Origin of the sequence: Erysipelothrix sp. HDW6A (assembly GCF_011400295.1) — a bacterium.
Lineage (GTDB): Bacteria > Bacillota_I > Bacilli_A > Erysipelotrichales > Erysipelotrichaceae > Erysipelothrix.
The window spans coordinates 735162-758899 of sequence record NZ_CP049859.1 but is presented as its reverse complement, the minus strand read 5'-3'; the positions used below and the strand labels follow the sequence as shown (position 1 = coordinate 758899).

General features: G+C 33.3%; 20 protein-coding genes and 1 pseudogene. 4 read left to right on the top strand and 17 right to left on the bottom strand.

What is annotated here, in order from left to right:
* Positions 1-222 precede the first annotated feature (222 nt).
* Together G7059_RS03835 and G7059_RS03830 are read right to left on the bottom strand one after the other, a co-directional pair.
* Positions 223-3711, bottom strand: coding sequence for an InlB B-repeat-containing protein (locus tag G7059_RS03835; protein ID WP_166080772.1), 3489 nt, complete (start codon positions 3709-3711; stop codon positions 223-225).
* A gap of 273 nt (positions 3712-3984) precedes the next feature.
* Positions 3985-4620, bottom strand: coding sequence for a UPF0236 family transposase-like protein (locus G7059_RS03830; protein WP_166080771.1), 636 nt, complete (start codon positions 4618-4620; stop codon positions 3985-3987).
* Positions 4621-4965: 345 nt separating this feature from the next.
* Between G7059_RS03830 and G7059_RS03825 the strand changes: the two genes are divergently transcribed.
* Both G7059_RS03825 and G7059_RS03820 read left to right on the top strand, forming a co-directional pair.
* On the top strand, positions 4966-5541 hold the full coding sequence (locus G7059_RS03825; RefSeq protein WP_166080770.1) for a hypothetical protein: 576 nt from the start codon (positions 4966-4968) through the stop codon (positions 5539-5541).
* A 380-nt stretch (positions 5542-5921) separates the two neighbouring features.
* A pseudogene (locus tag G7059_RS03820) lies at positions 5922-7038 on the top strand (IS3 family transposase).
* Positions 7039-7165: 127 nt separating this feature from the next.
* On the opposite strand, the gene G7059_RS10500 reads toward G7059_RS03820, so the two are convergent.
* The 6 genes from G7059_RS10500 to G7059_RS03790 all read right to left on the bottom strand — a co-directional run bounded on the left by G7059_RS10500 (position 7166) and on the right by G7059_RS03790 (position 13831).
* Positions 7166-8791 carry an InlB B-repeat-containing protein gene (locus G7059_RS10500; RefSeq protein WP_166080769.1) on the bottom strand — a complete coding sequence of 542 codons (1626 nt, stop codon included), beginning with the start codon at positions 8789-8791 and terminating at the stop codon, positions 7166-7168.
* Between the two features lie 117 nt (positions 8792-8908).
* Positions 8909-9958 (bottom strand): AbiH family protein, encoded by a 1050-nt coding sequence (locus G7059_RS03810; RefSeq protein ID WP_166080768.1) that lies wholly within the window; start codon positions 9956-9958, stop codon positions 8909-8911.
* 129 nt (positions 9959-10087) lie between these two features.
* Complete coding sequence (locus tag G7059_RS03805; RefSeq protein WP_166082059.1) at positions 10088-10666, bottom strand: IS3 family transposase; 579 nt, start codon at positions 10664-10666, stop codon at positions 10088-10090.
* A 284-nt stretch (positions 10667-10950) separates the two neighbouring features.
* The gene (locus G7059_RS03800; protein WP_166080029.1) at positions 10951-11139 is read right to left on the bottom strand and encodes a hypothetical protein; all 189 of its coding nucleotides are present in this window, start codon (positions 11137-11139) and stop codon (positions 10951-10953) included.
* A 67-nt stretch (positions 11140-11206) separates the two neighbouring features.
* Positions 11207-11689, bottom strand: a complete 483-nt coding sequence (locus G7059_RS03795) for a UPF0236 family transposase-like protein (RefSeq protein WP_166080767.1) — start codon at positions 11687-11689, stop codon at positions 11207-11209.
* A gap of 285 nt (positions 11690-11974) precedes the next feature.
* A complete protein-coding gene (locus tag G7059_RS03790) occupies positions 11975-13831 on the bottom strand; it encodes an InlB B-repeat-containing protein (protein ID WP_166080766.1) in 1857 nt (618 codons plus the stop codon).
* 187 nt (positions 13832-14018) lie between these two features.
* Here G7059_RS03790 and G7059_RS03785 point away from each other — a divergent pair, with 187 nt between their 5' ends.
* Together G7059_RS03785 and G7059_RS03780 are read left to right on the top strand one after the other, a co-directional pair.
* Positions 14019-15278 carry a UPF0236 family transposase-like protein gene (locus G7059_RS03785; RefSeq protein ID WP_166080765.1) on the top strand — a complete coding sequence of 420 codons (1260 nt, stop codon included), beginning with the start codon at positions 14019-14021 and terminating at the stop codon, positions 15276-15278.
* A 180-nt stretch (positions 15279-15458) separates the two neighbouring features.
* Positions 15459-16612, top strand: a protein-coding gene (locus G7059_RS03780; protein ID WP_166080675.1) for an IS3 family transposase whose coding sequence is annotated in 2 segments (ribosomal slippage) — positions 15459-15732 and positions 15732-16612 — 1155 coding nt in all. Because the reading frame shifts where the segments join, the coding sequence is not laid out codon by codon here.
* Between the two features lie 90 nt (positions 16613-16702).
* Here the strand turns inward: G7059_RS03780 and G7059_RS03775 are convergent.
* From G7059_RS03775 to G7059_RS03735, 9 genes are all read right to left on the bottom strand, one after another.
* Entirely contained in the window at positions 16703-17140 is a 438-nt protein-coding gene (locus G7059_RS03775; RefSeq protein WP_166080764.1) for a hypothetical protein, read from the bottom strand.
* Positions 17137-17352 carry a helix-turn-helix transcriptional regulator gene (locus tag G7059_RS03770; protein ID WP_370519183.1) on the bottom strand — a complete coding sequence of 72 codons (216 nt, stop codon included), beginning with the start codon at positions 17350-17352 and terminating at the stop codon, positions 17137-17139. Before G7059_RS03770 ends, G7059_RS03775 begins: the two co-directional genes overlap by 4 nt.
* A 239-nt stretch (positions 17353-17591) precedes the next feature.
* Positions 17592-18950, bottom strand: a complete 1359-nt coding sequence (locus G7059_RS03765) for a recombinase family protein (protein WP_166080763.1) — start codon at positions 18948-18950, stop codon at positions 17592-17594.
* A 70-nt stretch (positions 18951-19020) separates the two neighbouring features.
* Complete coding sequence (locus G7059_RS03760) at positions 19021-20355, bottom strand: DNA polymerase IV (RefSeq protein ID WP_240920535.1); 1335 nt, start codon at positions 20353-20355, stop codon at positions 19021-19023.
* A gap of 226 nt (positions 20356-20581) precedes the next feature.
* Positions 20582-21073 carry a hypothetical protein gene (locus G7059_RS03755; protein WP_166080762.1) on the bottom strand — a complete coding sequence of 164 codons (492 nt, stop codon included), beginning with the start codon at positions 21071-21073 and terminating at the stop codon, positions 20582-20584.
* Positions 21074-21134: 61 nt separating this feature from the next.
* Positions 21135-21548, bottom strand: coding sequence for a hypothetical protein (locus G7059_RS03750; RefSeq protein ID WP_166080761.1), 414 nt, complete (start codon positions 21546-21548; stop codon positions 21135-21137).
* A gap of 1 nt (position 21549) precedes the next feature.
* Positions 21550-21705 (bottom strand): hypothetical protein, encoded by a 156-nt coding sequence (locus G7059_RS03745; protein WP_166080760.1) that lies wholly within the window; start codon positions 21703-21705, stop codon positions 21550-21552.
* A 353-nt stretch (positions 21706-22058) separates the two neighbouring features.
* On the bottom strand, positions 22059-22646 hold the full coding sequence (locus tag G7059_RS03740; protein ID WP_166080759.1) for a helix-turn-helix transcriptional regulator: 588 nt from the start codon (positions 22644-22646) through the stop codon (positions 22059-22061).
* 364 nt (positions 22647-23010) lie between these two features.
* On the bottom strand, positions 23011-23700 hold the full coding sequence (locus tag G7059_RS03735; protein ID WP_166080758.1) for a type III toxin-antitoxin system ToxN/AbiQ family toxin: 690 nt from the start codon (positions 23698-23700) through the stop codon (positions 23011-23013).
* Positions 23701-23738: the final 38 nt, after the last annotated feature.

The following is a 23738-nucleotide window of genomic DNA, read 5'->3' as shown; positions in this document are numbered from 1 at the left end:
CCTCCTAAAAGAGAATAACTACATACATAATATAACAGATGTCGCAAAAGAAAACAATACCTTTTAACATTATGATTGTGTAAAATAATGTTGACAATTGCAAAAGTAACGTTCAGTTATCATATCTTTTGTGGACGTAAGTTATTCACTAACATCCAGTTGTGTTAATTAAGGAAAAAAGGAAAAGTGAGTCATTATAAAACGACTCACTTTCTATTTCTACTATTTAGATAGTTTTCTCTTTTTATCTACAATTAGTCTTAATCCAATAATCAGACTTCCTAATAATGTAGTCAACAATCCTAACTGATTATTTGATACGCCAGTTTCTGGAAGTGTTGGTTTTTCTGGTTCAACTGGTTTACTAGGGTCTGTAGGTTCGATAGGTTTAATTGACTCTTCAATTTTCTTCCATTGTGCTACATAGGTTGCATCACCTGTGACAGTAGCCGCTACTTCTGGTAACCATCCTTCAAAGGTGTATCCTTCGCGTGTTGGATTTCCTTGGAATGTAGGAGTTGAACTATTTTCTGCTAGATTTGAATAAACTTGATTAGCAAACACTTCCTCACCTTCAACCCCGTCTGTATACGTTACAGTATATTCTTTAATTGGATCTTCAATTTTCTTCCATTGTGCTACATAAGTTGCATCACCTGTGACAGTAGCCGCTACTTCTGGTAACCATCCTTCAAAGGTGTATCCTTCGCGTGTTGGATTTCCTTGGAATGTAGGAGTTGAACTGTTTTCTGCTAGATTTGAATAAACTTGATTAGCAAACACTTCCTCATCTTCAACCCCGTCTGTATACGTTACAGTATATTCTTTAATTGGATCTTCAATTTTCTTCCATTGTGCTACATAGGTTGCATCACCTGTGACAGTAGCCGCTACTTCTGGTAACCATCCTTCAAAGGTGTATCCTTCGCGTGTTGGATTTCCTTGGAATGTAGGAGTTGAACTGTTTTCTGCTAGATTTGAATAAACTTGATCTTCAAACGCTTCTTGGTATTCAACACCATCAGTATACGTTACTGCATAAGCTTTTACCCATTTGGCATAAACAGTAATATTTTCAGTAGCTAAAGTTTCAAAATTATATAAGCTCTCTAGTGAACTATCAATATACCAACCTTTAAAGACAAAACCTTCATAGGTTGGGACAATTGGTTCAGTGAATTTTGAGTTATAAATAACTGTTTCTGAATTTACTGGTGATCCACCATTACTTTCATATTGAATTGTCACATCTTCAACTATAGTATCGCTAATAAAGTTAATATCATAGTTATTATAAGCCGAATTATTACTTAGATTAAAAGGACTAGATAAACTTTGAATATCGACTAAGTTTGTTTTCGCTAGTGCTGATAATTTCGGATACAGATTTTCATTTAGAATATATCCACCATTATCAGCGGTATTGTTTATGAATGAGACCTTATTTAATTTGGTTAATTTGAAGTATAGCTCGTAATCTTCGTCTGAAGTGTTGGCATTAATATCGTAATTTAAAGATACATTAATACCACCTCCATTGTTGCCTGCATGATTTGATTGTATTACTGAGTCGTTGATCACTAACTCATTTTTTTGTGTAGGAGTGCTTACAAAATATATACCTCCACCATTAATTGTTGTGGCATTATTATTAATTTGTGACCTTATTGCAGAGAAGGATGAAAAACTATCTAAGAATATTCCCCCTCCATTACTTTCTGATTTATTTGAGTCTATTACTGACTTTTGCATATCAACTTTAATTTCTGGGGTGTCTCCACTATAATTTGCATTCTCATTTACTGATGTAGAGATAGCTCCACCTTGGTAGGCCGTGTTTTCAGATAATTTCACATTTAATAAATCTAAATTGCTTGTTGCTGCTAATGCATTAGTTTGTGGCAATAACCACATATAGATAGCTCCTCCAAAAACTGCTTTGTTAGATTCAAAATTAGTATTACTAATTGATGTATTATATGAATAATTATTTTGAATTCCAATTGCTCCACCATACGATTTCTTGGCTTCATTTAATTTAAAGTTACTGTTTTCAATAGTTAAACTAGGATCCTTTACATCATAACTTTGGAAAACGTGAATCGCTCCACCAGAAGTCGCTATGTTTGATTCAAATAGTGAATCGTTAAAGGTAGCTTTTATTTTACCATTTATCGCAACAGCTCCCCCTTGTGCTTTTTCGGACTTGTTATTTAAAAATTTCGAGTTTTCTATATCAAATGCATAATAATCTTCAGGAGAAGAACCAGCCGTTACATCAATTGCTCCACCTTCTTGATTTGAGGAATTCATTTTATATTCAGCATTTTGAATTTTAGTGTCGACAGAACCTATAATTAAGAGAGCACCACCTACTGAGGAGTCATTTGTGGTTCTGTTTCCATTAAAGATGTTATGTGCACCATTCACAACAAAATTAGTCTTGATTTTGTCGCTTAAACTAGTTATTACCACTGCTCCACCCTGTGTGTAACTATTATTGTTATTGAATACAACATCCGAAAAAATAACATTAGTTAGTCTTTCGGCATAAAGTGCACCGCCCATTGATTTTTCAGAAATATTTCCTTCAAACTTAGATTGAGTAATGTTTAGATTAATAATTCCTTCCGCACGAGAATCATTAACAATACTTACTGCGCCACCTTGACCATTAGATTCAGTTGTATTATTGGATGTAAATGTACTGTTTGTTATGTTTATATCACCATCAACACCACGATATCTTAGTGTTATTGCACCACCACTCTCTTTTGAACCAAAATTATTAAATGAAGAGCTTGCAATATTTAGTTTCATTTTATGATTCGACCCAGTTGTGGTGTAATTTAATTTGTGAGCAAGTGCAGCACCACCTATCCCATTATTGTTAAATTTACTATTTTCAATTTTTATTTCTGAATTAACGCCTATTTCGATAGCAGGGTAACTTCCTGTTGGTGAGATCACATTTTCAAAAGCAGATGACAATATCTCTATTTTCAGCAAATCATCAACATTTTCTTTGGATGTATAAAACCTCATTACAGAACCTTGAGAGTTATTGAAGTTTTTGAAAACCATATTTTCAAAAACAAAAATTCCCGTTGTTGATTTAAAATATAACGCTTTTGATTGACCTGATGATGTACCATCAACAATTAAATTCTGTAGCTTAAAATTAGTTACTGTTGCACTTACATCAAACATCTGAGAAGTGAGTGCTGGTCCTGTAATTTTTACTCCATTATTCCCTTTGATGTTTACATTTGAATTAATAGTAATGGAACTTGTCATAACGATATCATCTGTAATTAAAATGTTTTCACTTTTATTCCGAAGCGCAGATTGTAATTCATTGAAATTAGTAACTTCAACAACTGTTTCGTCTGCATATAAACCTAATTCATCATTAGAAATCTTTAAAGGGTCGGAAGATATTTTTTTTGATTCTTTTACATCAGGTATATCTTCATAGGAATCTTCCTCTAACAAGTGTTTATCTTCGCCATCCCCTGATTTTTCTATTACTTCTCCTTTCTCAAGTACTTCATTTTTTCCTTCTTCAGTTTCCTTCAGATTATTAATTGATTCATTAATAACTTCTACTTTAGATGAGGGTTCATCAGTTTTTGCAGAAACATTCTGAATAGTCCCTAATGACAGTATCATTAAACTTACTAGAATTGTAATGAGTGCTTTTTTCTTCATAAGGTCTCCTTTTCTTACCTATATTTTATAAGTTAATTATACCGTATTTTCTTATTTTTATAAATGTATTTTTATTATTGGATTGCTTGACATTACGATGTCAATGAGCTTATTAAACGTGTCAACTTGGTTCTTTAGTATTGATTCTTCCAAAGTAGCTTGCATATCTTTATCCTTGGTAATACGATTAAGGCCTTGTTTGAAGTGAAATTTATCAAGTAAAAATTCATTTGTCGCATTATCTCGGTTAATATACTTGGTAGATTCCTTAATCTAACTGGCACCATCACCTATGAAGAAGAGCCGTTTGATTTTATCAATATCATACCTTTCGTGTAGTGCATCTGCGACACTCTCCCAAAACAACTCTCTCATCCCCTTTACATGATGTTTATTGATAAGCGTTTTGCGTTTAGCACCTTGTATACCTTCAAAAATAACTGCTGGTTTCACCATCTTATTTTTGCCTGTATTGAGATGTACATATTTCTCATCAGCCATGATGTATAAAGTATTAGGAGTATGTTTGGCACTAATAGAAACAGCAAACATCTTAGCACTTCGTATTGAGTTATAGACAGTTTGCCTTGATATCGTAAATGATTCATTTTCATTTAATGAATAAGCGTTTCCAATTCGTTTACCGATTATCTTACCCACTTTGATCATCAAATTGTGATCTGCAAACAGAGCCACTAACATTGATTTAATACATGGATAATATCTGTCATATTTAGGAAGACCTAGCTTAGAATCGACATGACAGTAGGTCTTTCCAGTCAATCTATCGAGATAAATCGTACGTTTGATATTAACCCTTCCAAATGGAGTAATAAGTGTTCTTGAACGCTTACACTTCACATAAAATTGATGAACTCGATGTTGGCTGTATCGAAATTGTTTATCCATTTCTTCAACAGTTTCTTAAAAGAGTATACGTGCAGTTTCGAAGGCCAATTCACTGATATTTTCGACTAGTTGAACATAATCAAAGACATTACTATATTAAGATTGAGGGTTAGTGATGTTTTTCAAAGAATCTGAAGTTTTCTCAATGATAGAATTCATAAACAAGAATAGATTATTTTGTGTTAGAATAGACATGTGGAGTTTCCTTTCTTGATAATATGATGAAGTTTACCAAATCATATCAAATTGGGATTCCACACTGATTTTACACAATCAATTAATTTAGAGAAGTTTTGTTTTGATTAGTATTGATGATAAAATTGAGAGTAGTTGGAGGATACTATTATGAAAAAAAATGGTTTTTTATTAGTAATATGTTTGCTTTTTTTGGTAGGATGTTCGAACAGTCCTAAAGAAGAAGAGAATGATTTGGTGATGCCTTTGGAGATTACTTACAATAATGAAGTACTTCGTTTCGGAAGTGGTGTTGGTATTGATGATTTTAAATCGTACCCAGTTCTTGAGATTACGCCGCCGATGGTAGCAAAAAAAGATGCAGATACTATAACGTTTGTGTATACATTCGACATCAATGGTGAACCATTGATGTCAGGATTAAATACAAAATATTTGGGAGGACGCGACATTTCCGCAGAATCCAAGAATGTTTCAAAAGATGGAGTCTTCCATTACTATTCATTCGATATCGAAGATTTGGAGCCGGGCATGTTGATGTATAATGGTGTTGATATGATGTACATAAATACTGATATCATAACAGAGTGGTCAGGAAAAGAAACAGTCATCAATGGCAAGGATGCTTGGTTCACCTTCACTTTTAAAGATGGGGCTATTCGATTTATGGTTGATAAAGATTCTAATGAGATTTCAGGGTTTTTGTTTAGAACACCAAGTGAGTAGTTTTTGATAGAGATTAGTGTGGTAAGTTGTTGGTGGGATATTTTCCCGCCAACAACTTTTTTAATGTTTATGATTGATTTAGTTAATGCACATTGGTACTATACTGTAAATATGGACAGTAAATAGGATAAATCATAAACTATAAGAAATGAAAGGAAAATCTATTTATGTCAAACCAAAGAATGCGTTATAACGAAGATTTTAAAAAAAATCTATTTTCGCTCTCTATCATGATGGTCAAATTCAACTTCGTCTCTCTGAAGATTACGGTGTTGCTCTCTCCACAATTCATAAATGGATTAAACTCTATTCTGGATGGGTTACACTTTAGTGGACACAAAAGATAAGTAGTTCGTGGTAAACTAAAGAAAAGTGAGGTCATCCAAATGACGCGAAGAAAACGTAGAGAATATACACAAGATTTTAAAAGACAAATGGTAATGCTTTATAAAAATGGAAAACCTACATCCGAGATTATTCTTGAATATGATTTAACGGCTTCGGCATTTCATAAATGGGTTAAACAAGATACCAACTCAAGATCTTTCAAAGAGCATGATAATCTGACAGAAGATCAGAAGGAAATAATTGAACTTAAGAAAAGACTTAAATATGCAGAGATGGAAAATGATATTTTAAAGCAAGCGGCGCTAATTATGGGACGAAAGTAACTGTAATTAGAGCCAATGCATACAAATATCCTGTAAAGTCGATGTGCAAAATTTCGAAAATAAGTACTTCTGGTTATTATATACACAAAGATAAAACACAGTGTGTTGATTCAGAAATAGATCGTGTTGTACGAATATTCAACGATAACCAAAAAACGTATGGAACACGCCGTATTCAAAGGGAGTGCAACGTGAAGGTGTTGTCTTATCAAAACGAGGAATCGGCCGAATTATGCGATTAGAAGGATTAGTATCAGTCTACACACTTGCACAGTATAAAGTCCATAAATCACCGGTTAATGACGCCGACATTTTGAATATTGTAAATCGGCAATTTAATAATCGCAAACGCTATGAAGTTATTGTCAGTGATCTAACTTATGTTAGAGTAGCAGGTAAATGGAATTACATTTGCACAATATTAGATCTTCATAACAGAGAAATAATAGGTTACAGTTGTGGCGCACACAAGACTGCACCATTAGTACAAAAGGCATTTTCAAAAATTGAAACTAAATTATCAAACCTCCGTTACTTCCATACAGAAAGAGAAAACGAGTTCAAAAACAGATTAATTGATGAAATCCTTGATGTATTTCAAATAAAACGATCATTGAGCGAAAAAGGGACACCGTATGATAATGCTGTAGCTGAAGCAACCTTAAAATAGATTAAGACAGAATTCGTATATCCAAATACATTTGAGTCACTGAGTCAGTTGGAAATAAGGTTGTCAGCATATGTTTGGTGATTCAACAATAAACGGTTACATTCTACCCTCGGTTATGTTCCACCGAAAGAGTATTTATTGAACCACTTCTTATAAATAATGTCCACTAAAGTGTTGACAGTCCAAATCATTCATTTAAACAGCTCCATATCCTTTATAATAAAAAAACGCAACCACATTCCTGATTGCGTTCATTGTTTGATTGTAAGATTAAATATTTTAATTATTTATTATTGAATCTATTTGCTGATTTTCGTTTGTATAACGTTAATAATGTACCTACTGTTATTAAGGGACTACTTAAAAATAAGTTGTTACCCAATCCAGTTTGAGGTAATTTTGAAGTATTATTATCAGTTTCAGAACCTGGTTCGGCTGGTTTTCCTGGATCAACTGGTTTTCCTGGATCAACTGGTTTTCCTGGATCAACTGGTTTTTCTGGATCAACTGGTTTTTCTGGATCAATTGGTTTACCTGGTTCAACTGGTTTTTCTGGATCAACTGGTTTTCCTGGATCAACTGGTTTTCCTGGATCAACTGGTTTTTCTGGATCTTCAATTTCCCAAACTGCCCATAGAGTAATATTGTGACTTGGCATTACATCCTTATCGAAATCCCATAAATCTGGTTCATCATTTTCTCCAAACCCTTGAGCCCAACCAACAAATACAAATCCTTCTCTCTCAGGTAAAACTGGTACTGAGTGAATTAAATCACCTTCACCTACTTGAATAGTTGTAAAATCATTATTTTCATCATTAAATTGGAAGTTTACTGTATATGAATTTTTATATACTGCCCATAGAGTAATATTGTGACTTGGCATTACATCCTTATTGAAATCCCAATATAATGGATTGTCATTCTCATCAAATGCATAGGCCCAGCCTTTAAACACATAGCCTTCCTTACTTCCATCTTTTGCAGTATTTGGAATCCGGGCTCCCGCTTCTACTTCCATAGTTTCCCATGTACTATATGGTTCTCCATTATCTGGATCATAGACCACCTTGTAAGTTTTTGAGTATACAGCACTAACTGTTATATTATGCATAGGCATGGTCATTTTAGTGAAATCCCAATATAATGGATTGTCATTCTCATCAAATGCATAGGCCCAGCCTTTAAACACATAGCCTTCCTTACTTCCATCTTTTGCAGTATTTGGAATTCGTGCTCCCGCTTCTACTTCCATAGTTTCCCACGTACTAAATGGTTCTCCATTATCTGGATCATAGACCACCTTGTAAGTTTTTGAGTATACAGCACTAAGTGTCATATCATGCATAGGCATGGTCATTTTAGTGAAATCCCAATATAATGGATTGTCATTCTCATCAAATGCATAGGCCCAGCCTTTAAACACATAACCTTCCTTACTTCCATCTTTTGCTGTATTTGGAATTCGTGCTCCCGCTTCTACTTCCATAGTTTCCCACGTACTAAATGGTTCTCCATTATCTGGATCATAGACCACCTTGTAAGTTTTTGAGTATACAGCACTAAGTGTCATATCATGCATAGGCATGGTCATTTTATTGAAATCCCAATATAATGGATTGTCATTCTCATCAAATGCATAGGCCCAGCCTTTAAACACATAGCCTTCCTTACTTCCATCTTTTGCAGTATTTGGAATCCGGGCTCCCGCTTCTACTTCCATAGTTTCCCACGTACTATATGGTTCTCCATTATCTGGATCATAGACCACTTTATATAAAATATCGCTTTGATTCTCAATATCAGATTTTGAAATATTTTCATTATTGGCATTAACCGTTATAAAATTAAGCAACAACATTACAACTAATGCAAAGATCGAGTTCGTTTTTTTTATTTTCGCTTTCATATACTCACCTTAAGTATCGTTTATGTTTAAACGATATTATCCTTTCTAAGTCAAATCGATATGTAATCAAATCTACTTTGTTACGTAAACCTTTATATCTAAATTAAAGATATTAGTTTAATTTAGAATCGTATCATAATGCAAAAATCTAATTTGTCCATTTTCAACGTACTCTTGAGCAAAGTCTTTTCCAATCATCTCAAAAAGGTTACTAATTAAATCCAATTTTGAATCATAGTTATGATAAAAAATAAATATCTCAATTTCTGAACTATCAACATAAGATTCATCTAATAAATAGGTAATTTTCTTTAATGTATACCAGTCGGTCTCTCCTAGAGAATGTCCCACTAAAGCGATTACAAGTTTTGCTTGATCGCTAACAATTTCACCATTGTTACATTGCTTTTTTGTGACTATATTATTCCATTGAGAATGATTAACTATTAAATTCTTTGAAATAACTTGAATTTCTTTAGAAATTTTCTTAAAGAAACCATCGGCTTTATCATGGGGAATTCCCAAAACAATTGAGCTCCCCACTTTCCCATGAGGATGAATTACTATCCTTTCATTCTTTTTTCTAACACCATAAAACCGCTCGGCTACACTCGTATAATTATAATTAACGATATAAGATACACAGCTTAGAAACATCTCTAATTTTGGGTAAGAATTATACTTTTCCTCTCTCTCAATTTTGCTCAGATACATTGATAATTCATTAACTAACATATCAAAATCACTCATTATTTCTTTCTCGAAATCGGAAAGATTATTACTAGTTAATCCTAAACATTTAAATACGTCAACACCTGTATTAAGAAAAAGTGAATTAATAAACTCATTGATCTCAAAACCATAAATTTTTTTGAAATAATTATTAACAGAGTCTGAATTAATTTCGAAATTAAATCCTCCAAACTCAGTAGGGATCAAGCACTTTACCAAAAAAATCCTAACTTCCAGATGTAGAAACTCAATTTGCTTTTCAACATCTATACAATCTAGATCACTTCTTATTGACTTGAAAAATTTGAAATGATGGCTCTTCCCAGCATATCCGTCAATAAAGTTAACATAACTAGTAGGAATTTTATGCATGACATCAAATCCATTTCCGACCGCTAAGACATTAGGTTGGTTTATTAATGAAGAAGTAGACATAATCTTTAACTAATCCTTTCTTTATATATTATATTATACACTTTTTCTAAAAATTTGTTTTTTTTCATTAAGTTAATTGTGGTACTATACTGTTAGTGTCAAATGAATTGTTCTAGTCAAGCAAAATTGCTACAGTAAGGTAGAGTTTGCATTGACCTGATAAGGTGGTTTCCCATTGTTAAATGTATGCGGACGTTTGGAATTGTACCAATTTTCTTCAAAATCAAAAATAGTCGAATCCATCCTTTCTTTTGTTGTAAATGAATAATGGTTGGTACATTCATGTTTCAGTGTATTAAAATATCGTTCCATAACCGCATTATCATAAGGACACCCTGCACGACTCATACTTTGTTGTATGTGTCTTTTTTTACAGAATTCCGTAAATGTGTTGGTAGTAAACTGACTTCCTTGGTCACTGTGAAGTATCAGTCCTGCCTCTGGATAATATCTATGTATCGCTTCTTGTAGTGTGGTAATCAGTAAGTGAGTATTAATGTGATTACCATTCCTAGAAGAAACAATTCTACGATCGTATCCATCCAGTATCGTGCAGTTGTATCGTGGTGTCCCATTTGCTAAATATAAATAGAGGAAGTCAACACACCACACTTGATTCGGTTTTGAAGCAATGAAATGCTGTTGAATGAGATTAGGAAACACGAGATGCTGCTTCTTGCTTTTATAAGTCTGTTTTCTACGACGAATACTTGAAGCCTAATTCATTTCTCTCATATACTTTCGAACTGTTGAAAGTGAATATGGATATCCGTGATTGGCACAATAGTTACTCATCATTTTGGTTCCCATTGTACCTTTTGATTGATGAAAAGAGATGCTGATGAAACGTTGTACTTCTGCTTTCTTTTCGTAATAAGCTGCTTTGCGTTGTTTAAGATAATTATATTATGCGTTTATACTCATTTGAAATTTACGACGAAGCCATCGCATTCCAAACTCTTCTCCATGATTCTGGATAAATTGATATTCGCTTATTCGATTTCCTTTGCAAAGAATGCCGCTGCTTTTTTTAAGAATTCATTTTCCTTCTTGAGTTCGCGATTTTCTAAGATTAGTTTTTTAGACTCTTCAAAATACATTGCTGCTGCTTCAATATATGGATTGTTTTGGCATTCATTGCGGAGTTCTTTAAGCCAGTATTGTAGGGTTCCACTACCCAAGTGATAATCCTTAGAAAGACTTTTAATGATTCTTCCTTATTTTAAGTGGAGTTGTATAATTTCATTTTTAAGTTCTTTGGCATATTTCTTCATGATGTTTTCCTTGATTTGATTTTATCATTTCTCTACCAAGGTGTATCAACTTTAGTCTACTAGAACAAGGGTCATATGTATCCCATCTTGGGAGTCCTAATTTACGGTCAAGATAGGTGAAACACTTACCATCAATTTTATTCTGATAAAGTGTTCGTTTGAACGTGATGACTTCATAAGGAGTAACTAAAGTCCGTTCACGAAAGTCTTTAACATAGTAATCACGTTTACGTATTTCTGATTGTTTGAACTTTTGGTCAATCTCCTGAAAAATATTGACGAGAGTCTGCCTACAAAACTCTTGAAATAAATCTCCAAGTGATTCGATGAGAGAAGCATAGTTGTGGATGGTGAACGAATAATTCTGTGGTTCAGAAATAATCTTCATTCTTTTCAAGAACTCTGACTCTAGATGTTTAGTATATGCGTTAGAAAATAATTGTGTTAAGAGAGTCATGCGATATGTCCCCTTAGTATCTTTGGTCAGAACTATTATAACGGATATATCGCTTTTATTATTCCCACGTTCATTTTACACGATCTTAAGTAATTTCTTTATACATGCCTGCTCCTCTATGCTAAATATGTATATAGTTCATAGTATATCCTCCAAGTTGTATCCGCAGATACATCTTACCACGAGAATTCTTTGAGCCTTTTTTTATTAGTGTTGCACTTAAAAACATTAATTTATCTATACAAAAAAGTGAGTCGTTTTGAAACACTCACTTTTAATCTTTTACTATTTAGATAGTTTTTTCGTTTTATTTAAAGTAAGTCTTAATCCAACAAGTAGATTTCCTAATAATGTAGTCAGCAACCCAAAGTGGTTATTTGATACACCAGTTTCTGGAAGTGTTGGTTTTTCTGGTGCAACAGGTTTAGTAGGATCTGTAGGTTTGATTGGTTCTTCAATCTTTTTCCACTGTGCTACATAGGTTACATCTTTTGTAACAGTTTCTTCCACTTTTGGTGACCAGCCTTCAAAGGTATAACCTTCTTGTTTTGGGTTACCAGCAAAGATTGGTGTGATTGAGCCTTCTTTTACACTTTTTACTTGATTTTTAAAGATGGATTCATTAACCGTTCCATCTGTATAAGTAATAGTAAATTCTTTAACGGGTTCTTCAATCTTTTTCCACTGTGCTACATAGGTTACATCTTTTGTAACAGTTTCTTCCACTTTTGGTGACCAGCCTTCAAAGGTATAACCTTCTTGTTTTGGGTTACCAGCAAAGATTGGTGTGATTGAGCCTTCTTTTACACTTTTTACTTGATTTTTAAAGATGGATTCATTATCCGTTCCATCTGTATAAGTAATAGTAAATTTTTTAACGGGTTCTTCAATCTTTTTCCACTGTGCTACATAGACTGCATCTCCTGTTACAGTTGGTGACACTTCTGGTGACCATCCTTCAAAGGTATATCCATATCTTGTAATCTCTTTACTATAAGCAGGTGTTGCTTCACCTTCTTTAGCTTTAAAAGTCTCATCTGTAAAGACTGTACCATTAACACCATCTATGTAGGTGACTGTGTACTCTTTTACCGGTATAATTTCTTCTTCCCACTTAGCGTAGAGAGTAATATCTTTTGTTATTAAATTTGAAAAATTCCATTCTGTATCATATGTTGTATCTTCATACCAACCTTGAAAATTAAAACCCTCTTTGGTTGGTGATGTGGGGCGTTCCACTACTTCATTCTCAAATACAGTCTTAACTTCTGGCAATGTGCCATTCATTTTATCAAATGTAACGTTATATTTATTTTGCTCAAATCGGATGTTTAATGTAATATTTAAAAAAGCAGTATGTCCGTCAGTAAAATATCCAGAAATTGAAGGTGTGCTTGGATATATATCATCAGGATTAATATTTATTTCTATTCCTTCCCAACTAGAGAAACTTGCATATTGTTCTCTATTGAACGTAATATATTCACCATCGAAATCCCCACGATAGGAAATTGCATCGCTTGAATCAGGTGTTGCAATATAAAAATAATATGGAGTATTCTCAGGTATTACATTGCCTTTTAGAAAGGAGAAAAATTCGTATGGATTAATCTTAAAAGAATCAAAATTTGAAGGGGTTAGTATTAGTGTTTTGTTGAATGGATATACATTATGAGGGTCAAAATTAATAGAATCAAATTCATTATAATTTCTGAAATCAATTACATCACCAAATACTTTATTTAAATTACCACTAATGTATATCACCGTCTTACTTGCATATGGTTCGAGTTTTTTTAAGCTAGATTCAAATAACTCGGATTCATTAATACCCGACTGATATCCATCTGAATATAGATAGACACCTCTAAAAAGTTCCATTCCTGTTGTCTCATTTGTATTAATCCAGTTTTGATCTGTAGTATTAATACTTATATAACCATTTAGTAGCAAGTCTTTTGTTATATCTGAAACATTGTTCAGTCCAAATTTTTCGACAATCAAATTTTGGAGATTTTGATCTGGCATCCATTCATCTAGCTCTTCAGAATTTGCAAAAACATTTAAGGGTATGAGTAGCATTGCAATTATCGACAATATAACTATTCCTTTATATTTATTAGTTATTTTTCTGTAAATCATTTCGATTTACCCTCCTTTATTAAATATTTTAAAACTTAGATTACTTTATACTTCAATCAAATTATATATACCTTCTCTGTTAATTATTCAACTTTTTTCACAATCAAGATCGTGTACACTAAGAGTGGAATCCCAATTTGATATGATTTGGTAAACTTCATCATATTATCAAGAAAGGAAACTCCACATGTCTATTCTAACACAAAATAATCTATTCTTGTTTATGAATTCTATCATAGAAAAAGCTTCTGATTCTTTGGTAAGTGTCACTAACCTTCAATCTGAATATAAAGGTATCTTTGATTATGTTCAACTTATTCAAGATATCAGTGAACTAACCTTTGAAACTGCACGTACCCTCTGCGAAGAAACTGTCGAAGAAATGGATATGCAATTTCGATACAGCCAATATCGAGTACATCAATTCTATGTGAAGTGTAGACGTTCTAGAACACTTATTACTCCATTTGGAAGGGTTAATATCAATCGTACGATTTACCTTGATAGATTAACTGGTAAGGCGTACTGTTATGTTGATTCTAAGCTTGGAATTCCTAAATATGACAGATATGATCCATGTATCAAATCAATGCTTGTAGCTTTATATGCAGACCACAACTCAATGATTAAAGTTGGTAAAATTATTGGTGAACGTATTGGAAATGCTTATTCAATAAATGACAATGAAGCATTTACGATATCAAGACAAACAGTTTATAACTCAATACGAAATGCCAATATGTTTGATGTAGCAGTTAGCACTAAAGATACTCCTGATACCTTATACATCATGGCTGATGAGAAGTATGTACATCTTAATACAGGCAAGAATAAGATGGTTAAATCTGCTGTACTCTTTGAAGGCATTGAAGGAACTAAACGTAAAATACTTATCAATAAATATCATGTAATGGGTATGAGAGAGTTGTTTTGGGAGAGTGTAGCTGATGTGCTACATGAAAGGTATGATATTGATAAAATCAAGCGACTTTTCTTTATTGGTGATGGTGCACGTTGGATTAAGGAATCTACAAAATACATTGACTTAGATAACGCTACAAACAAGCTCTTACTTGATAAATTTCACTTTAAGCAGGCGCTTAATCGTATTACCAAGGATAAAGAGTTGCAATCTACATTGGAAGAATCAATACTGAAGAACCACGATGATACATTTAATAAGCTCATTGAAATCATCATATCAAATAGCCCTGAAAGAGTTGATTCTATTACCCAACAAGCAAAGTACATCTTAAATCACAAATCTAGTATTAAACAATCCTTTAGGTTCAATATTAGCTGTAGTATGGAGTCTTCCATATCTCATACTCTTGCTTCAAACTTCACTCGTAATCCTAATGCATATTCACAGGACAATTTAGAAATCTATGTTAATCATCGAATGAATCATCTGAATGGTTATAATTTAAAAAAGTTGTATCTTTAAGGACTTAGTGTTGATGAAGATAACGGTATTAAATCACTAAAAACCTCAAATGTTGATTGGGCTATCTTTGAAAAGAAAAAACATCAAACTAAGTTTGGAACTGACCTAGTTCCGTGGGACTAAAGAAAAACCTCTTGTATGAGAATTATTGTAAAATAGTTCAATATAGGAGGTTTTCTTATGGGAACACGAATTATGCATAGTTATGAAACAAAGATGAAAGTTATAGAAATGAAATTATCAGGATACTCAAACAGGTTTATTCAAACTGAACTTGGAATAAAAAATATAACTCAAGTCAAAACATGGTGGAGATGGTATCGAAATGGTGAACACTATCGATTTTCTCAACCCGTAGGCAAGCAATATACTTTTGGAAAAGGTCCAGAAAGAGATACGGTCGAAGAAACACAAAGACTTAGGATTAAATCTTTGGAGCAACAAATTGAATTATTAAAAAAGTATTTGGAAAGAGAAAGGATGTGGTACCCGAAATAATCATTAAGCTAGTTGATGAATATCGCGACACTGTATCTATTAAAGATATCTTGAATCTTTTTGGGATACCTAAGTCAACGTATTACCGTTGGACTAAAAAAGAGCAGGTAGAGTTTAATAATTATTCTGTCAATGAAGCGTTAGTAATTGAACTTTGTAAAGAAAACAAATTCCGCTACGGATATCGAAAAATAACTGCACTAATTCGAAAAGAAAGAATTATCAATAAGAACACTGTTCAAAAGATAATGCAGAAACACCAATGCCAATGCCGTGTTAAGGTCAAAAGGTATAGAAAAAACAAAACTCTGCCAATCATTATGCCTAATATCATTAATCGTGACTTTAAATCAGTACGTCCTCTAGAGAAATTAGTGACAGATATCACTTACATCCCTTATGGCAATAAGATGCTCTATTTATCTACGATCATGGATTTATACAATGGCGAGATTATTGCGTCTACATTGAGTGACAGACAAAACCTAGAATGCGTCATTGATACATTAAATCAACTTCCAGATATCCTTCAGCCATGTATTCTTCATTCTGACCAAGGTAGTGTCTACACATCAAAAGATTATCAACGTAGAGTAAAAAACAAAAGCATTACCATGAGTATGTCCCGTAAGGGCACACCCGCTGATAATGCTCCTATCGAATCATTTCATGCCTCTCTAAAGTGTGAAACATTCGAATTAAATCCAGAACTAAAGAGTTCTACTGAAATTGTATCACAAACTGTGATACACTATTTAAAATATTACAATGAAAATCGAATACAAGAAAAGCTAGGATATCAATCTCCCGTTAATTACCGGTTGGCTTCATCCTAACTTGGTTTTTTCTTTAGTCCCACGGAACTAGGTCAGTTCCCTTGATGTTAAACACTATTTGGATGCTTTGATTGTAAGATACCAATAGTATCAATAATCTGCTTTGCTTGTTGCTTTAATTTCTGAATACTTTTTCCATAAGATAATAGAGTACACAGTAGTAACTGTTGATTGAATAAACAAGTTGAATGAAATACTAATACAAGGTAAAGAGTTTATTGATGAGCCATTCATAAATTCAAGAATAGTAATAGCAATAAAGAGCAAGCTTAATATAGGAAATATAAATCTAGTTTGCAATATTACTTGTTCAGAAATTCCATCATTAATTAACATATATATTGACACTACAAACATACTTACAAAAATAATTGCGAAATCAGTCCTTGTCACAGACTCAATTTGAATATTAAACAAACCTGTTGCAACATTCTTTAAAAAAATCAAAGAACAAATAGCTAAAAAACCGTGCAATAACCCTCTTCCTCTAATCATCAACATTCTTTCATCCATTTTTTCTGTAATCATATACTCTCTCCTTCATCGTTCCAAAATAAATCATTTAAGGTGACATTTAATTCTTTGCAAATTTTAATACATAATTCCAAAGTTGGGTTATAGTCACCGTTTTCAACACTAATTATCGTTTGTCGTGAAACTCCAACTTTCTTTGATAAAGACAATTGTGATAAATTTAACTGTTCCCTAAGCTTTTTCATCTTTATATTTTTAATATTCACCACTCCTTTGTGTCAAATATATTTTACACAAAGCAGACATATGTGTCAAGTTTATTTGACACATATGTCTGAACTAAAAAAGATTATCCGAATTTCCACACTTACTTGACACTAACTTCATTAAATAATTCACTCTCTATTTCTTTTACTTCTTTAGTATTCATCCTTACTAACCAATACATACTTGATTAAATCTTTATAGATAAATTAAGAGCTGGGTATAAACCCAGCTCTTAAGATTACTTAGGAAGTATTCTAACCACTTCTTTTGTTCTCATATTCACATATATTTTCTTTATATGCCTTTGTGCTTCTCTTTGTTTCTGTTTAATGCTTAGTGAAAACCAATAGTAATCAGTCGTAGTTCTTTCCCATAGTTTTTTTAGATAATCTTTTTTTTCTCTTCGAATTCGCATTCTTTCATTGTGATAATGTCTTTTTATTATATCTCCTCCCATATACAAAGAATAAGCGGACTTTAATTGTGATGCATATTTCTTTAATTGTCTTTTCATTTTCTCATGTTCTTCACGATTTTTCTCTGAAACTACTTTATCAATTAGAAATTCTGATACTTCTTCTTCTAATTGTACTTCACTATAGCGTGATTTACATTTTTTGCATTGATAATATCGATATTTCCTGTTCTTTACAGTATCATTTGTACAAAGAGCATTGCAGTTAATACACACCACTTGCATATAAAATATATGCTTATTATCGTTCCTGTGACTTCTGGATCGGCGTTGTAGTAACTCAAGAACCTTTTTCTTAGTTTCAATACTAATAATAACCGGAGCTATACCTATTCCCGCAAAGGTTCTACCTAGATCTTCTCTGACAATAATGTCGCAATATACAGTATTCCTTAATATTTTTCGAACTATATCATCATTCCAAACTCTTCCTTCATCAATTTTGTTAATTCTCAAGTAAGATGCAACTTGTTCTACATTGTAACTATCTTTTAGGTACAATTTATGGATTAGTTTAACAACATCTGCTTGCTTTGTGTCTATATATATTTTGAATCCTTTCTTGTTTTTGTTTTTAACTTTTCTATATCCGTATGGACATCTTGGATTTGCATAGTTTCCATTCTCAAAAGATTTTATTATACCTGCAACTGCTCTTTGTCTTGTTGAGTTCAATTCTCTCCAACCGATAAGTGAATCAAGTCCATATTGAAACCCACCTTCTAATGTATATATATCTAAAGACGGATTGTTTATAAATAGCATTTCGGAGTTGCATTTTATTATGAATTTACGAAATTCCATATTATCAATTACGTCTCGACCTACCCTATCGGTAACAGTCACAATAACTAAATTTACAATACCAGATTCAATATCTTTTTTCATTTGTTGCAGGTCATTTCTTTTAGTATCTGAACCTGACTTAGCACCATCCGAATATATCACTATTTCGGACACAGGATTAATTCCATACCATTCAAGTGACTGTTTACTACGGTCAATTTGACTTTGAAGGCTAAAACCTGCATTAAGCTGCTTCTGCGTTGAAACTCGAGCATATATACAAGGTTTTATTCCAGGGTGATCTTGTAACCGTTCAATTAGTGTCTTATAGTTCATTATTAAATCTCCTTTTTTCAATGGAGAGCGCTCTTTTTTGCATGCTATCTTATAATATCTTAAAATTTTATTAAAACAATAACTTTACAAAGAAAAATGTCTTATTATTCAACAAACACATTAATTTATTATTTCTGGAGTTTGGCAAGACTGACTTTGATGCATTAGGGTTAAAGTTCTCAGTTTGTTCGTTGAGTAAAGCATTAGCTCGTTTAATGACTTTAAAACCGAATCGTTTTCGTAAGTCTTCAATGGTTTTATCAATCTGAGCTTCTCGATGTGCTGCTTTGACCTCCTCTGCATCATAAATTGTAATCTGGTCAATCACAGCATCTTTGTTTTTTAGCCCACTCAATCCTACTATAACCCTTCTAAGTGGAATCTTAAAATCATGATTTAGCTCAAGTAGCTCAACAGCTATTTTTAATATGTCTGTTGACACATCAATATAATTATCGATGCGACGTTGTCTAACAGTGGATTTTAATTCTGTATCTCTAAAATTAATTGATACAACACACCCTCTTAGTTCCTCGTTGCGTGTACGAAGTGCTACTGACTCACACAGGCGTGTCATGATGACTTTTGCCTCTTCAAGTGTGTTGATATCATCAGGAGGTGTTGTACCGTTACTTATGCTCTTAGGCTTCTCAGAGTAGCCTACTGTCGAGACATCTGACTCATCAAGACCATTAGCGTAATACCATATCATGGTTCCTTGCTTTCCAAGATAACTCTTAGCTTTATCAAGGGGCATTCGTGCAAGATCTCCAATTGTTACAACACCAATATTATTGAGTGTTTTTTTGGTTGCCTCGCCTACCATCAAAAGGTCTTCTACAGGTAAAGGAAAGACTACAGACTCATAGTTCCCCTCAGAAATCATCACAAGTCCACTTGGCTTGATTAAATCGCTGCCTAGTTTCGCGTAGATTTTGTTCCAAAAAACTCCAATCGATACAGTCAAGCCTATTTCATTGAATACACGGTCTTGTATTATTTTTGGTAGGTCAAGAGGTTTATCTACAAATAACTTCCACGAATCACTGATATCAATCCATGCTTCATCAAGTCCAAACGAATCAACTCGATCACTATACTCTCTATAGATATCTTTTACTTTTTCTGTATAGAAGTGATAATCATCATACGATGGCGACACAACTTTAATCCCAGGACATTTCCGTTTCGCTTCTCTAAGTGTCTCTGCTGTTTTTACTCCGTATTCTTTAGCTTTTAAGTTTCGAGCAACCACAATACCATGTCGTCCTTTTTCACTGCCTCCAACACACATCGGAACATCTTTGAGTGATGGATTTTTCATTTCTTCAATTTGTGCAAACCAATGATTAATATCACTGTGTATGATAATACGTTTCAAATCAATCACTCCATTCTTATTCACAATTATAGCACCCTGGTAATTTTTTGTATGTAAGAACTGAAGCAAATAATAAGCGAGCGTCTAGTTTTAGTAATAGCAATCCGCGCTATGCGATTGATAGTGAGACGTGGACTAGTCCCGTCGAAAGCGAAGCGATCTGCCATGAGTATAGCTGCGAATAGATTGTTATTACTGAAACTTGGTGCGAGCCGCGCGCAAATATGGCTAGGGAATACCCTAGCCACGCTTATATGCTAAATTTCCAAGTTTCCCAAGTCCCAAATCCTCCTTGCGACTCATATTCGCCAGTTTTCTCATTATAGTTTTCATAATAAGGTGTTTCTTCATCAACTTCTACTACACCATTTCTTATTAAATAATGTTCTTGAAAACACATCCCCGGTTCTTCACTATATACTTCAATATCAACATTATACGTCTGACTTATTTCCACAAGTGTCGTTCCTTTGAAATTTTCAAAAGTCTTTAGTTGATTATAGTAAGTGTAAGGACCTTCCATCATACATGAGTAAACGCTCCAAGCACAATGTCCACTCACTTCTAAGTTTTCATCAAAACTACTTTCAATATCCCAAGTTCTGAAGATATGTTTTTCGGCACTACAAGAAATAAGTTTATTATTCTCATAGTTATAGTCTGCATTAAGAATTTCGTTAACGGTTTTTAAGTCTTTGGGTTTTCCTTTAACTTGCATATTGAAGAAGCATAAATTCGGCATAATACCCTCCTTAAACTAGATAATGATTGAGAGTGATTAAACACTCTCAATCAAACAATTATTATTCAAACGGCAAATCATCTTCTGTTTCAGTATAGATAGAACCTTGACCCTTGTACTCATTTAATAGTTCAAGCATTTCAGGGTCTTTACCTGCATATTTTTCAAGTTGCTCAAGCATTTTAATTTCACTGATTTTGGACTGCATTTTCTCAAGCATGACTTTGTTATCAATTTCTTTAAGACGCTTAGCGTTCCATTCCTTGATGTTCACAATATCAATAATTTCTTCTCGTTCATATTTCGATGTGTGAGCTTGATATTTTCCGACAATCTTTGTAACAAAAGCTGTTACTGGTAAATCTTGAAAGTTCGGTATAACTACCACATCATCGACTTTGATTTTCTCGTTTCCTTTATATTCAAATAAGTGTTCATAATCATTTTCAATTTCCTTTACATAAAAATATTGCATATTAATTCACCTTTTCCTTTTCTAAATATTCTCCTAAAGAGATAGACTTCATTTCAACTTGTACTTCACCAGTCAATAACGCAATGAACAATGACATGGGTATTTCGATGGTCGGCTCATCAAGTTCATGTCTTTGTTGTTCTTTGTCTTTATTCATACATGACACTCCTTTCTCAACAAGGTTTAGTATTTCCCTTGGTGACCACATGACGCCACTATCGGAAGTAGAATCAAAACAATCGAGCGGAAAAGGAAGAATTATTTTCGTAGACCGGAAGTCGGACGAGTCCGGGTGGAGGACGAACGCAGTGAGTGAATCGTAGAAAAAAATTATGACGAGCGAAGATTGCCCGGAGGGTGAATAAATTTTTAGTGCCTTTCTAAAAAATTATGAATTTTGAATCTACTGGAGATTGTGGCAGAATACGGGAACCAAGGGACCACATAATTTAAAAAGAAATTTTGCATAAAAAAAAGATGGCCACACTATTTCTAGTGTGACCTTAAATTTTATACTTTAGTGCGTTTGTATCTTCGAGCATCTGTTCTTTTGAAACTCTGCTCTTTTAGAAGTTTGAATTGTTCTCTGAGTTCTGGATTACTGTGGTCTTTCCATCCTTGTTGAATAACTAATTCTTCAACATACTCTAAAAGATTCTCGATGTTATTAATCGTCTTATCTTGTTGTTTAATAAATGGAATGAATACTTTAGTCATAACATTACGAACTGCCTTTTCAGTAAGATTAATATGGTCACTAAACGACTTCCATAGATAATCATTCTCTACAGTATTTTCAATCGTCAAGCGAACCATGTCCAGGATACTTACTCCTTGTTCTTCAGCAAACCGATTTAAGTAATCATAATGTTCCTTCGGTATTCGAAGTTGGCCAATGTTTATAGTATCTTCCACTTTCCGATAACTCCCTGAGAACTCAAGAAATTTTTCAAGCTTTTCAATCGTTCCTTTCCCTACTCTATTCTTTTCAAAAAAGGAATATAAAGTCGTCCTAGACAACCCTGTTATATTACTTAGTTCTACTATAGTTAAGTTCTCTTTATCCATTCTTTTCTTTACATCATCATGTATTGACATAAATACCTCCTTTACAGTTTTACATAAATAATTGCTGCATTTTGTTAAAATGCAGCCTAAATTAAACACTATGAACATTCTTACATTCTCTAAATACAAAAATTGTTCACAATGTACACAGAGTTACATAAAATGTTCACCAAAATCGCCACTGGCGATTTGTTATAAGTAACTTTTGGGACACCAAAAGTTACGACCCTTATCCTGCTTTCATAAATTGGGACAATTTTGAAATGTTGCGGCAAAGCCGCAACCGACTAAAAACTTGCTTTCACTGACTATAGTCGAGAGTCGCCTATCAATCGAAAAAGCTAAAGCCAGAGGCGGTGGCAAGCCACCGCTTTCCGACAAAAATATCATGATGTCACTCCATTTCAAACTCATTATCTATCATTAAGTCATTCATCATCTGTTCTGCAAATCGATTAAGATAACCAACTTGACTGTAGGTTAAATTAAACTGCTCTTCTTCAATTTTAACTTTAAATCCACGTCTTGAAGCTCTAACGCTAATATCATCTCGCTCTAGTATTTCGCTTAGTTCATACTCAATCCCTCTTGCTTCAAGTTGTTTAAAATCAAGAGATCGACTGCTTAACCTGGGATCGTTTCTTGTGTATTTATTCGTGTATACTTCGATAGCGTTTTTCTTAATGGGAGACACATTATTAATGATATCTTCATACAGATTTAACCGGTTCTCGTAGTAAGTAAAATCATAGCCTTCCTTAAATGCTACACGTTCTTCAATCATTTTCATATCGTATTCTATGATGTATTTATCAAGAACTGGAAACATCATATTCAAGTTTACAACTCCTGACAGTTCATTTCTGTCATCATATATTTTATAGAAATCTATGTTTGGTTTAATCGACTCATGTCTTTTTTGAGGATGACTAACTTGAGAAACATAGGTGATATCTGTTCCCTTTAGTTTAAATAATTTGAAAAAAGGTTTGAATCGATGCTTACCATAATCTTGATTTGGTACACGTGCATCTTCATTATTCTTTAGATATTTAAGATACTCTTCATCAATTTGTATCCACATTTTGACTCCTTCTTTTATACATAGCAAACTTGCTATGT